At 56.2% G+C, this 12,111-nt stretch carries 17 protein-coding genes and 1 pseudogene; 1 reads left to right on the top strand and 17 read right to left on the bottom strand.

From position 1 onward, the window contains the following. Window positions 1-32: 32 nt before the first annotated feature. The 3 genes from CDO73_RS01880 to CDO73_RS01870 form a co-directional block, all read right to left on the bottom strand. Window positions 33-497 carry a hypothetical protein gene (locus tag CDO73_RS01880; protein ID WP_088486799.1) on the bottom strand — a complete coding sequence of 155 codons (465 nt, stop codon included), beginning with the start codon at window positions 495-497 and terminating at the stop codon, window positions 33-35. A gap of 151 nt (window positions 498-648) precedes the next feature. Continuing rightward, complete coding sequence (locus CDO73_RS01875; RefSeq protein ID WP_088486798.1) at window positions 649-1,662, bottom strand: bifunctional glycosyltransferase family 2/GtrA family protein; 1,014 nt, start codon at window positions 1,660-1,662, stop codon at window positions 649-651. Window positions 1,663-1,665: 3 nt separating this feature from the next. After that, the gene (locus tag CDO73_RS01870) at window positions 1,666-2,670 is read right to left on the bottom strand and encodes a phosphodiester glycosidase family protein (protein WP_256972518.1); all 1,005 of its coding nucleotides are present in this window, start codon (window positions 2,668-2,670) and stop codon (window positions 1,666-1,668) included. 84 nt (window positions 2,671-2,754) lie between these two features. Here CDO73_RS01870 and CDO73_RS01865 point away from each other — a divergent pair, with 84 nt between their 5' ends. Further along, window positions 2,755-3,159, top strand: coding sequence for a hypothetical protein (locus CDO73_RS01865; protein WP_088486797.1), 405 nt, complete (start codon window positions 2,755-2,757; stop codon window positions 3,157-3,159). Window positions 3,160-3,399: 240 nt separating this feature from the next. On the opposite strand, the gene CDO73_RS01860 is transcribed toward CDO73_RS01865, so the two are convergent. The 14 genes and pseudogenes from CDO73_RS01860 to CDO73_RS01800 form a co-directional block, all read right to left on the bottom strand. Beyond that, window positions 3,400-3,861 (bottom strand): hypothetical protein, encoded by a 462-nt coding sequence (locus CDO73_RS01860; protein ID WP_088486796.1) that lies wholly within the window; start codon window positions 3,859-3,861, stop codon window positions 3,400-3,402. Window positions 3,862-3,939: 78 nt separating this feature from the next. Further along, entirely contained in the window at window positions 3,940-4,728 is a 789-nt protein-coding gene (locus CDO73_RS26935) for a hypothetical protein (RefSeq protein ID WP_218821606.1), read from the bottom strand. Further along, window positions 4,725-5,195, bottom strand: a complete 471-nt coding sequence (locus CDO73_RS01850; RefSeq protein ID WP_088486795.1) for a GNAT family N-acetyltransferase — start codon at window positions 5,193-5,195, stop codon at window positions 4,725-4,727. The genes CDO73_RS26935 and CDO73_RS01850 overlap by 4 nt, the downstream gene beginning before the upstream one ends. Window positions 5,196-5,232: 37 nt before the next feature. Then, complete coding sequence (locus CDO73_RS01845; protein ID WP_088486794.1) at window positions 5,233-5,793, bottom strand: hypothetical protein; 561 nt, start codon at window positions 5,791-5,793, stop codon at window positions 5,233-5,235. A gap of 31 nt (window positions 5,794-5,824) precedes the next feature. After that, complete coding sequence (locus tag CDO73_RS26635; protein ID WP_179218474.1) at window positions 5,825-5,971, bottom strand: hypothetical protein; 147 nt, start codon at window positions 5,969-5,971, stop codon at window positions 5,825-5,827. Between the two features lie 163 nt (window positions 5,972-6,134). After that, the gene (locus tag CDO73_RS01840) at window positions 6,135-6,644 is read right to left on the bottom strand and encodes a GNAT family N-acetyltransferase (RefSeq protein ID WP_088486793.1); all 510 of its coding nucleotides are present in this window, start codon (window positions 6,642-6,644) and stop codon (window positions 6,135-6,137) included. 75 nt (window positions 6,645-6,719) lie between these two features. Further along, complete coding sequence (locus tag CDO73_RS01835) at window positions 6,720-7,259, bottom strand: hypothetical protein (protein WP_256972517.1); 540 nt, start codon at window positions 7,257-7,259, stop codon at window positions 6,720-6,722. Between the two features lie 118 nt (window positions 7,260-7,377). Continuing rightward, window positions 7,378-7,776: a GNAT family N-acetyltransferase gene (locus tag CDO73_RS01830; protein WP_088486791.1), complete on the bottom strand. Its 399-nt coding sequence runs from the start codon at window positions 7,774-7,776 to the stop codon at window positions 7,378-7,380. 42 nt (window positions 7,777-7,818) lie between these two features. Further along, entirely contained in the window at window positions 7,819-8,652 is an 834-nt protein-coding gene (locus CDO73_RS01825; protein WP_256972516.1) for a GNAT family N-acetyltransferase, read from the bottom strand. A gap of 98 nt (window positions 8,653-8,750) precedes the next feature. Next, window positions 8,751-8,990: a DUF3977 family protein gene (locus CDO73_RS01820; RefSeq protein ID WP_088486790.1), complete on the bottom strand. Its 240-nt coding sequence runs from the start codon at window positions 8,988-8,990 to the stop codon at window positions 8,751-8,753. Window positions 8,991-9,007: 17 nt separating this feature from the next. Next, entirely contained in the window at window positions 9,008-9,550 is a 543-nt protein-coding gene (locus tag CDO73_RS01815) for a GrpB family protein (RefSeq protein ID WP_088487210.1), read from the bottom strand. Between the two features lie 15 nt (window positions 9,551-9,565). Beyond that, window positions 9,566-10,105 (bottom strand): annotated as a pseudogene (locus CDO73_RS01810) (HAD-IIIA family hydrolase); the annotation flags it as partial. Between the two features lie 33 nt (window positions 10,106-10,138). Next, a complete protein-coding gene (locus CDO73_RS01805; protein WP_088486789.1) occupies window positions 10,139-11,104 on the bottom strand; it encodes a hypothetical protein in 966 nt (321 codons plus the stop codon). A 115-nt stretch (window positions 11,105-11,219) separates the two neighbouring features. Next, window positions 11,220-12,107, bottom strand: a complete 888-nt coding sequence (locus CDO73_RS01800; protein ID WP_088486788.1) for a class I SAM-dependent methyltransferase — start codon at window positions 12,105-12,107, stop codon at window positions 11,220-11,222. Between the last annotated feature and the right edge of the window lie 4 nt (window positions 12,108-12,111).

Below are 12,111 nucleotides of genomic sequence, written 5' to 3'. Positions count from 1 at the left end.
CGCTGCCGATCAGGCAGTCCGCTTCGTCTATTTCAACGATTCGCCGTTTGCTTGCTGTATCCTGCTTTTTTAATTTTCCCCCAAACGAATCCGATCGCGAACACCGCAAACATCACGAGATAAGCGAGCAGAATCGCAGTAGTCGAATAGAAAACGCTCGGATTGGATAGCTTGTACGCCCACACGCCCGACACGACAAATGCCAACATGTAATTCTGACTGAGCGAGGCGATGACCATATTCCGATTCTCGTCGTTCAACAGTACGAACTGCCACAAGAACAGCAGGAACGAGATTAGCCATAGACTGTTGCCCCATACGAAATTCCGGATCGAGCTGCCGCCGAGGCGAGCGAACTGCATCCCGACCCACAGCCAGAATGCTCCCATCACGATCTGCGCGATCAGTGGAGGCACAATCCGTATGAACACGAACGACAAAGCCCCGTACAGAAACGGAATCAGCAGCCATATCCACATTTTTCTTTTTTCGTTCATTCTTCTACTCCTCCGTTCTTCGGTTTACCTTGTTTACCGGCTCTCTATCTACTATAAACGCGCGTCTGTCCGAATGGTTGGCTTTTTCAATAGATAACAACGCCAAAAACTCCTTCGGCGTTAACCGAAGGAGTCCTCTTTTCTCCGCTGCTTAATACACGAACCGCCGCTGCATCCAGAAACTGAACACGAAGATCGACACTTCCGTTAGAATCTTGGCAACCGCAAGCGGGAGGATCAACTGCTCGTTATAGAAGTACAGCAATCCGTAATTCAACAGCAGGACCAGCACGACCAGCGAAAAATATTTCGGCATCGACCTGCGGACCTTCGCCGCGTTAGCGCCTCCGAAAACGTATCTGCGATTCACGGAATAATTGAAGATCGAACTGCACAGCCGCGCGGCGACTACGGACAAGAACAGATTATGCGTCAGATATTGGAACACGAACAGCAGCAGAAAATCGATCGCCGCCGAAGCGGCAGACGAAGCGCCGAAAGCCAGAATCGGTAGATAAATGCGGAACGAATCGATCAGCGGACGAAAATGCGACGATTTGTTTTCTTCCAGATAGACGGTCTCGATGAATACTTCCCGAATGGCATACCCGTCTTTACGCGCGGCGAGCAGCATGTTCATCTCGTATTCGAAACGCTCGCCCGGAAGATCGCACAACCAATCCAGCATATTGTAGGAGAATCCGCGCAGTCCCGTCTGGGTATCATGCACTTTGCCGCCGGTCGCGATCGCGAACACGCTGCGGGTCACACTGTTGCCGAAACGGCTGCGCAGCGGCACTTTGCCCGTGAATTTGCGGCTGCCGAGCACCATGCCCGCGGAAGGATGCAGCAGAACGGCGTCCGCTACTTTCTTGATATCGCTAGGCAGATGCTGACCGTCGCTGTCGGCGCAGATGACGGGATCGCGCAGATCCCACTCGCGAATATGGCGAAAACCGGTTTTGAGCGCGCTGCCCTTTCCGAGATTATGCCGATGCGTCAGCACCGTGCAGCCGTAAGACCGCGCCATGTCGAAAAGATCCCGATAAGAAGGTCCGCTGCCGTCGTCGACGATCACGATCGGACCGAGACCGTATTCTTGCAATTTGACGATCAGATTGAGCAGGCGCACGTCGGGTTCGTAAGAAGGAATCAGAATGGTCATGGCTTATTCCCCCTCCGCGACGTACAGGATATCGCTGACGGCCCGTTCTTTGTTTTCGCCCTGCGGGTTGTTGACCACTCGGCCCATAAAATACATCGTCGAGGAACCGCCGCCGTCGAGGTTATACGCTTCGGTCGCGCCGAGGTCTTGCATCGTCTGGGCGAGTTCGCTGAGCGTCATGCCGCGGCTCTCGCTCGAACGGCCGTCGACCACGACGAACACGTAATGATTGGCGGAGATCATGCCGATCGCCGTTCTCGGGTTGGCGCTCTGGATCGAACGGTTGCCGAAGTTCTTGTCGATGCTGACGCTGCTGAAATCGCCGGCGATCTCGCCGTTCTGCACGAGAATCGGACCGAACGACAGCGTGTTGAGCGCGCCTTCCGCGAGCAGCTCGGAGGAAGAAATGGTCGTCTCGTCGTACGTCTTCATCGTGCCGCCCTTCATCAGCGCCATACCGTCCCGGGTCGGTTCGTCGCGGTACAGCGTGCCGTTACGGATAATGACGCCGTCGTCGCGGAAGCCGTAATAATCGCCGTTGATCGCGAGAATCGCTCCGGCGTTCGACGCGATATTCGAAGTCGTATCCGTGATATTCGTGCCGAAGCTGTTGTTGGCGAGCGCCGACTTGAGATCGGTCGCGTCGTCCACGACCACATCGGCGACGTAATACGTGATCTGATCGGAACCCGAACCGGTCACGACCTGTTTGATGCTGATGTCGAGGTCGTCGCTCTTATAGTTCCAATCGTCGGACGTGACGTTCGCTTGCGCTGCGGCGGCAGTCGTTTCTATCGTCGTCGCGGCCGAACCGGAATCGGAGTTGCTGCTGCCACCACCGCTGCTGAGCGTGCTGTCCACGACGGCGACTTCGACGTGCGGGATCAGGTAACGGTTTGCCAAGCTGTATAAAACGGTGCCGAGCACAAGGACGATGACCAGCACGATCACCGGCCACTTGCGCTTCTTTTTGGATCGGATGGAAATGTTGTCGTCTGCTCTCATCATGGGAAGCTCACCTCTTCGCGTTCTGTGATGAACTTAGGATAAGAGAGCGAACTTAAATGAATCTGAAATGAAAAAGAGGAGGCCATGCTGCTCGAATGCGAGAAATTTCGGTATGCGCTGAACCGCGACTCGTTTCTGACCGGAATGGGGTGGAAAATGCTGCATTTCGCTTTCGACGATATTCAGCAGCGGCCGGAAGTGTGCCGGATGCTGCTGCAGCTCAGCCTCGGACTGCTCCTGATCGAGACGTCGAACCGCGCGGCGCGGTCGGAGCTTTCTCCCGAAGAAAAGGACGTGCTGCGAACCGCTTGGCGTCTGGGGAGAGCGACTCGACCGAAAGACATCCGCGATCTATACGGCTTCAGCCATCGCAAATGCAGCCGCCTGCTGAAAAGTCTGGTCGATAAACGGCTATTGCGTGCGATTCGAGGCGGTACGTATGTGTGCAGATACGAGACGGTGGGCAGTTTTCCGGAAGTGCTGTTGTAAAGTGGCGTAAATCGGTGCGACGGTGACGGGACTTTTATAGTAAAAGAAGCTCCGTGGCTGAAATGTGTGCAAACCGTCAACAATTTGCGCTGATTTCGAGCTTGATTTGAAAAATGCTGACGTTTGGTCAACAATTTCGCCTATAATCGCTCGCAATCGGCGTTTTAGAGGAAAATTGTTGACTTTACGTCAACATCTTGTTTGGAATCCACTTTTTAAGGCGAAAATGTGTGCAAAAAGTCAACAATCGTCAGTAGTCGGTCGGCGAGACGGCGTGCTTGCTGCGGTTGCAGTAGCCCTTGAGACAAAAAGCGTCGTCTCGTTTCCGGGCCGCAGCATCTCGGCTTCCCAACCCAGCTCCTCCAACACGCCGATTCCGTCGACCGCGTCCGTCTCTGCGTTCCCGCCCCATCCACTTTCAAGCGCATAGAGCACAAAAAGCCGCACACGACCGGGATGATGTAGATTCCATCGCTCGATCCCCCCCGTTTCCCGATAGCGAAGATCGATCCCGACCATCAGCGGGCTGCCCGCGACGACGTCTTCCCAAGTGTGAAAACGAAACGCGAACGCGCGCCTGCGGCTCTCTGCTCGGAACAGCGTCAATGCGACCCGGCTTGTCCCGTCGATCCCGTCATACTGGGCATTCAGCGTATAAACGAATTGCTGATCGTTTACGACGATCTTGCGCGGATTCGACATCGTTCGGCCTCCTTTCTCCCTCTTCGGGGGTCGAAGCAACTTCACTCTCGTCTCGCAGCTTCCGTACCGGTCCTACTTCTACTCCTGCTCCGCCGACTCGTTGACCGCCGCTTCGAGCGCTTCCTGCATCGCCGAGTACAGCGCATCGGAACAGGCATCGAATTCGGCGGACAATCCGTGTTCATGCGCGGAATAAGGAGGGACGTCGTTCCACGAACCCATTCCCCCGAACACCCATGACCGGTACACGGCCGCATACACCCGCTGCGCCCGATCGGAATATCCGCTAGGAAGCTGATTTTTCACACGTACCCTGCCGCTCAGCAGATCCAACGCCGGATCGAAAAAGTTGATTTTCCAATGTCGTTCGCCGATCTTGTCCGCCAGCTTCCCGATCTCCGTCAAGGCTTGCTCCAATCGCCCGGCGGATTTTTCGAGGTCGGTACGATCGGCATTCCAATCGAACTCCGTCGTCCGGCGGCAGCGATAGTCGATATTCCAATGCATCGCGTCCCCCTGCCGTTCCGCGTTCCAATCGGCTGTCCAGATCTCGTCGAACTCGGCGAATCTGGCGACCAGCGCCCATCTTTGCCCGCCGCCCGAGAATCCGCTCAGCTCGCGATCTTTGACGCCGGCGTCCAGTCGAATCGCCAGCACGCCGCGGCAGCGAAGCTTGCGAAGATGATGCAGCCAACTCTGCAGCGAGTCTTCTTTACGCGCGGCAGGCAGCGGTTGTCCTTGCTCGTCTTGAAAACGCAAACGAAAAACCTGCGGATCGAACCCTTCCAGCGGCCGATATTCGCGGGTTCGCAGATAGAAGTTGGCGGCCGAAGACAGCAGCAGCAGTTGATGCAGTTCTCCGTTCATTCGATCACCTTCTCGTAGAACACCATCGTCATGCGTTCGTTCACGACTTCGGGTTCTCCTTTTAACGTATAGCCGACTTTCTCGTACAAATGGCAGTTGCCCCGTTCTTCCCGCACGGTCGCCAATTCCCAATATCGAACTTCCGGGTAGAGCTGCTCGATCAGCTTGAACGTCTGCTGCGCGATGCCGCGTCCTTGATATTCCGGCAAAACGAACAAAGGGCTGATCCGGTGCGCCGGTTCTCCCCGCACGATACGGATTGCGCCGACCGCCTCTTCGCCTTCCAGAATCCGATAATAATCGGTCTGAGGCTGACGAATCCGTCGTTCGATGCCTTCCACCGACTCGTTGGCCGGGCTGGTGTCGTGATCTTGGTATTTCGCAAGCAGCGGCGCAAAAGCGCGCACCTGCATCGCCTGAATCTCGGTCGCGTCTTCAAGATCCGCCAATTGCAGCGTAATATTCAAACGTTCGCCTCCTTTTTCGTTCGATCGACGTTTAGGGTTATTCCGACAATTCTCTCCAGAACACGATCGGTTTGACGTTCTCGTACCGAAGATCGGTATAAGGACGGCCGCCGAATTCGATTTCGAAATACTGCTTCAGATCTTCTCCGTAAGGAATCACGTCCGCCTGCCATACCGAAAACACCGGGTTTTCCGTTTCGTGCGGCGTCTCGGGCAGATAACGGTGGCCGTAGATCGGAATCAGCTTGGGAATATTCGTATGATAGAAACGGCTCGCCGCTTCTTTGGCTTCATTAAGATCGCTCGGACGATCGCCCCAATCCGCGTGCCAATAACGGTTGTACTCTACATCGAACAAGAGAGCTTCCAGCGGCCAGTCGAGTTTTTCGCGAATCCGCCGTTTATTGCGTTCCGAGAAGTCTCGCCAATTCGGAAACTTCTCGCCTCTCGGCACGGCCGCTTCCAATAACGCTCGCAGATCCGGCGGAAAAAGAATCCCGTATTCGCGCTCGACACGTTCGACCTCTTCCGGCGTCAAGCCGGGATCGAACACAAGGCCGTAACCGCGAAGCTTTTGGATCATAGCGGGGATGTTCATTCGGCTTCACCTCGCCTTTTTATTGGAACGTTTATAAGAACAATCGGACTTCTTCGCCCGCGGTCGGATAAGACCATATGTATTTCTCAGCTTGCATATAAGCGATCATGCAGCCGTCGAGCTGTCCGTTCTGCTCCAATGTTTCGCGGATCTCGCGCAGCGCAAGTTCCGTATTCAAGGCAAAGCAGACATTCGTTCATCGCATTTTCGACCTGCTCGAGCAAATCAAATTCGGCATCCGGGTCTTCGCCGTCGATCTTGTATTGCGCCAAAACAGGTCGGAATAGGTCTTTGTCCAGCAGCTCGTAACCCGACGCTTCCTGCTTTTTCGCCAAACTTTTTTATACGGACAGTTTTTTGGTCAAATACAGCACGAGATCGTCGTCCACCGTGATGTTATCGCCGTATTGAAGCTGACGATCGCCCATGTACAGGCCTCGACCGTCCGGCACGTAACCGCGTTTGACGTACATGATCTGGGCTTGCCCGTAATCGGCGAACAATCCCACCCCGATTCCTGCCGACGACGAACGCTCCGCGATCTCCTGCTCCGCCCGATCCATCAACCGCGAAGCGATCCCCTGTTTGCGGAACCGAATCAGCACGTTCAGATCGCTGATCTCGGGAATGCTCTGCTCGCGAAAAGGCGGATAGTCCGGCTGCCAGATTACGCTGCCGTAACCCGCGAATGCTCCGTCCGCTTCCGCGACCAGCGTCACGCGCAGCCCGGCTTCTTGCTCGGCCAGATAACGTTCGAACAATTCCGCAGGCTTGTGCCAGCCCTGTTCGCGGAACGCGTCTTCGATGATCGCCGGATCGTCCGAATTCAATCTGCGGATCTTGATCTCCATATTCCTTTACCTCCTTCGATTGCGGTTTCGCAGCGTCCTTTCTCGCAAGGTTTTGGCCGCTGCATTCTATCGCGCTTAACCGCGCGGATACCCGATCTCTTCCAGATCTTCCGCCAAATCTTCCAGCGTCAGCTCTTCGTTAAGCGACCGCAGCAGTTCCTCGGTTATCGGTTCCTGCGCGAACACCCGCTTGACCGCGTCGAGATCGACTTTCGTCTCGTAGTACTCAGACGCCCATTTCCGATAATATTCCGCTCCGCCAATCAGCAGCCCAAGCAGGCGGAATTCTTCTTCGCTATAAGTTTTGTCCGCTGTCCAGCCGGATTCGTCCGGCAGCATCCAGAAGCAGAACGTCGTCTCTTCGCCCATGAATGCCGGCTCCCGCAGAAATTCGGCGACGGCGTCAGGCACCGGGGCGACACCGATCTTTGTCTTACCGGCTTCGACAAGCTCATGATCGAAACCTTTGATCATCAAGCCATGCGCACCGAACCAAGCAAAGTAATGACTGCCTTCCCCGTCGCGCATAGACGCCATCTCTTCGCCTTCGTACCAAGCCGCGTTATAGGAATAGTACCGGAACTCCCATTCCGGCGACAGTATCGCATCCAACATGGCCGCCGCCCGGAAGATTCTGCGGCATTCTTCCGCGGGCGGAAGCGTAGGCAGTCCCGTCGAAGCCTCTCCGTTTACCGATTCGTCGTTTATCGATCCGTCCCTCCGTTTTTCGCGTTTACTTTTTGCGCGCGATCACGAACGCTTTGTCCGTCCGCTCGAAACCGACTTTCGGATAATAATCGGTCGCCGAAGGCGCCGACAGCAGCACGAGCGAACATTCGTCGCCGATCCTCGCACGTACTTCTTCGATCAGCCGTTTGCCGATTCCGCTCTGCTTATAATCCGCGTCGACCGCAAGATCGGACAGGTAGCAGCAGTACGCGTAATCCGTCAGCGCCCGGGCGAGACCGACGATTTTCCCGCCGTCCCATGCCGTGATCACGATATCCGCGCCTTCGATCATTTTCGCCAGACGCGGCAAATCTTCATACGGACGTTTGATGCCCGAGCCGCGAAACACGTTCGAGACGTCTTCCGGCGAAATTCCTTTGTAGTCGTGGTATACGATCGTCATGCTTGCTCGCCTCCTATGCTCCTATGTATCGATTCGTTCGGCTCAGAGCTGCGTCCAAGCCGTACGGATATAACCCAATTTCATGCCGACAGATTCCATATTGCGATGACTTTGCGACAGATAAGCGCATTGGCCGACGATCGCCTTGCTGCCCCGCGCCGAAGCTTCGGCCGCGCGATGTTGGATCAAAGCCCGCTGCAAACCTTGCCGGCGAAACTCGGGCAGCGTGGCCGCGAACGTCAGCGAAGCGATTCCGCCGCGTTCGTACATGACGGCGGCCGCCGCAGGAACCCCGTTCGACTCCGCCGCGAAAAAGGTCCATCCGGCTCGTCCGTGCAGCACTTCGTTATTGCGCCGCACATGCGGAATCCCCTCGTCCGGCAGCCCCGTCCCCCGGCAGTGCAAGGTCGCGTACAGTTCGAATTCGTCTGCGCCGATCTCGCGGATCGCGATCGTCTGCCCGGCTCGATCCGAGACGGGAGGCCGAGGCTCTCCGATCAGCGAACAATGGAAGCCCGACTGATAGAGCCCCAGTTCGTTCAGACGTCTGAGGAAATCAGGTCCTACCCGGGAAGGTACGATTTCCAATTGAGCTTTGCGGCCTTGAAGGCGGTAGAATTCCAGAATCGCATCCAGATCGTCCAGATTCGCGTCCGTCAATCCTTTTACCGTGTTGAACGAAGGCCACGGCATCGTCCGGCTGGAAAAAGCGACGGCGCCGCCGAATCGGCGAATCTCGATGCCTTCCGGATTGCCGGGCCGTTCTTGAATCGCCGTCATGCGATCAAGCATATAGTCGATCTCCGAACGTTCGATCGCGGCGGTCAGTTCGGGCGAAGGAAGCATGGAAGCGTGATTTGCAATAGGTATAGACATAGGAACCTCCTTTAAGCCAAATTCCAGCTATCTTGTCTTGATAGTAGACGAAAATGCGGGCGATATTGCGGGCGTCGTCGATCCCCCGATGATGCCTCCTATTCCCCGGCAAACCCGAGGATAAGCTTAAATGCTTTGCGTTTTTTCGATGCGGTCTTGAAGCCTTCCCGGGAATCCAGAATCCATACCTTTTTCCCGATCCAGATGCGGATATACAACGTTCGGCAGGAAAAAGGCCTGACGATCCCTCGGGCTTCGGTCTCGGTGCCGTCTTCGTGCTCGGTTTCCGTTCGAACGAACCAGCGGTTGCCGATTCCGATCTCGATATACTTTTTCAATCCGTGACATCCTCCCGTTATTCGCTCAATACCCGCTGCACGAAATCGGTTTTGGCGCGCGTATACGCTTCCCGATCGTCGCCGTGGCGCTCGGCCAAGTCGGTCTTCAGCTCGGCGTACTGCTGCGCAAGCTCCGGACGTTCCCGCAAAATATCGCGGAAACGCAGCTGCCGGTCCCATTTGGCTTCGCCGGGCCGCATCAGATGCAGGTGGCATTGTCGTTTATCGAGTTTGACTTTGACGAAAAAGCGCCGGGACGGCACTCCGTCCAATTCCGGCGGCACGTAATGCCAATCGTGCTCGCCCAGCTTCGCGACCACGGCTTCCAATTCGTCGTAAGACGGAATACGGGCCATCAGATCGAGAATCGGCTTCGCCGGAAGTCCCGGTATGGACGTGCTTCCGATATGTTCCACCGCATCCACTTCGTACTCTGCCAGCAGATCGCGAACGCGGGAAGCTTCCGTTTCCCCTTTGCTCAGCCATGCCGGATCGGCCGGCTTGATCTCGATCGCTTCCGTCGCCCAGACCGGCCACTCCGTATCGATACCTTCGCTTATGGATCCGTCGGTCTGCTCTTGATCCAATATCCAAGATACCGCTTCGTTCAAATCCTCCGCGACGTAAGCGGGATACGCGGCTGCCCAAGCTTCGCCAAATTCGCCGCGTTCATACCGGTCAAGCTCCGCCTGTCCCGCTCCCGTCCGAACCAGAATGCCGATGCAGCCGGCCGCATAGGCGGCGACCATATCCGTCCATCGGTCTCCGACCACGGCGCATCTTCGCAGATCCAAGCCGTCGGTCTCCGCCGCGCGGGTCAGCATGCCGACCGCCGGTTTCCGGCACGCGCAGCCTTCCCCGTGCTCGTGCGGACATACGTACACGCCGTCGAATCCGAAACCCGTCAATTCTTGTTCGAACTGCTCCATGCGAGCTTGACCGCGAGCGATCACCGGCTGATTCGTGAACGAATAGATGCGTTTGCCTGCGGATTTAAGCGCGGCGATCGATTCCGGCACGGACGGATAACATTCGAACGCTCCCGGCAGAATCATCTCGTCGCTGCCGCCCAGCGTGCCGTCGCGATCCAGAAAAACGGCTTGCAGTTTAGGAATCCCCATCTTATCCCTGCTTTCTTTTGCTTCTTTTTATTGAGCGATCACGTACCGAAAAGCTTGTATGTATGATAATTCCGACTTGTTCACGCGAGCCAGATGATCGTAGAAACTGTGCGCGAACTTGAACACATGGCCGAAATCCCAATTCGTTCGCTCGTAATCTTCGGCCCAGAATTTGCTGTCGAGCGGGAGGTATGCGCTGCGCTTAGCCGGTTGCAGCGGAAGCCGATCCACGGAAGAGACCAACTTAACCGTCTCCATAGCAGCAATCGAGCGGCTTGCGCGCAGCGCTTTGGCCAACTTCAGCAGAGGAACAAGACCTCGCTCGAAAAACTCCGGATAACCGAGGTCATGCAGCACGTTCAGCGCATGCGAGAAAGTCAGTAGATGGCCGATCAGATCGTGATGCGCTTCCGCGCGGTAGATGACCGAAAACGACGCCAACTCTTCCAGTACGAAAGCCGACAACTCTTCGGGCCCCGCGATCAACGGAAACCCGTCTTCCGGCGCGATCGGCAAACGTTTCACTTCAGACGCGCTGTATCCGATCCATGAACGGCCGGGAATCGTTTTCTCGAACGAAGCGATCAGCTCGACGAGGCCCGCGATCTGTTCGTCCGTTCCCCACCCGTCCAATTCGCGAATCGCAGACAAACTCGCCGCGCTGTAAATGACGTTATGCCCGACCCAATGCAGGCCGTCGATCGTCCGTTCCAACGCGTTCAGAACCGCCGCTTCCGCTTTTGCCCGATCGACTTGAGGTCCGTCTTCGGCTTGATCCGAACGGCTGCCGTTTTCCGAAGCATACACGGACCGAACCATCTTTTCCGCTTGAGTATGGATCTGCTGCCGCGTCCCGATGTCCAATGCAGGATTTTGCGCGAAAAACCAGCTTCCGATCGCCGCCGCGCCGAAATGCGCCTGCCAGATGTCTCCGGTTTCCTTTTTGCAGGCGGAAATGATCGAAAGGCCTTGCGTTAAAAGAAAACGATTCATCGTAACCTCCTATGCCTGATCTCGTCTTTTCAGTATACCCGTTTTAGCCGATCCGCACAAAAAAACCGGCACAGATGTTCGTTTGAACACCCCTGCCGGAATTTTCCCGATTCGTTTACTCTTCGACGTACATATTCTGGTCCTGAAGCCGAATCAATACCTTGCCGAAACGGCCGCCCTGATGAATCTGTACGTTGTCTGCCGGATAATTGCGCTTCAAATGTTCTTCGACGATGCTCCGGCTCCGTTCGTCCGCAGGCAGCTTATGGTGGCGCAGCCACATCATCGTCTCCTCCAACGCTTCTTCGGGCGTGTGTTCGGTCGTCTTGAGTTCTCGGGTGACCAGAGTCTCGAACGCATACCCTTTGAGCGCGAGCAAGTGCAGCAGATAAGTCATCTCCGTCATCTTCGGTCGGAACGGCTCGCCCGTGATCAGCGGCACGACTTCGTCGACCAAGCTGTTCTCCGAGGAACTGACCGGCATGCTGATATAAGCAAACCGGCGCGCGCAGCTCAAGATCCGCTCCACGCTGTCCCAATCGTGCACGACCGGACACATCGAGACGAACACCAGATCGAACGCTTCGTTCCAACCTTTTGCGGCGATATCGATCTTCTCGAACTCGCCGGAGACGATCTCGACCGGACGATCCGCAAAACGTGCCGTGTTCGCGCGCAGCAGTTCGACCTGCGGCGGCGACGATTCGAACGCGGTCACCTGCGCGCCCCGTTCGGCAAAAGGTACCGTAAATACGCCAGAAGCTGCGCCTACGTCCAGAATCTTCGCCCCGTCGAACTGCACGCCGCGGCTCGCCAGCCAATTGACGATTCGCGCGCTGCGTCTCCGGCCTTCTTCGTTAAAAGACTGCTCGTTGAACTTGTCCGCTTTAGCGTTGAATGCCGTGGCCGGATCGATCCCCGAACGCCGCATCCGCTCCGCCGCGCCGTCTCCGTACGTTTTCCATTCTTGTTCCCACACCGCCGGATCGAAAAAAGATTTCATATCG

Origin of the sequence: Saccharibacillus sp. O23, assembly GCF_002205895.1 — a bacterium.
Taxonomy (GTDB): Bacteria; Bacillota; Bacilli; order Paenibacillales; family Paenibacillaceae; genus Saccharibacillus.
This window is presented reverse-complemented; position numbering and strand designations above follow the sequence as displayed.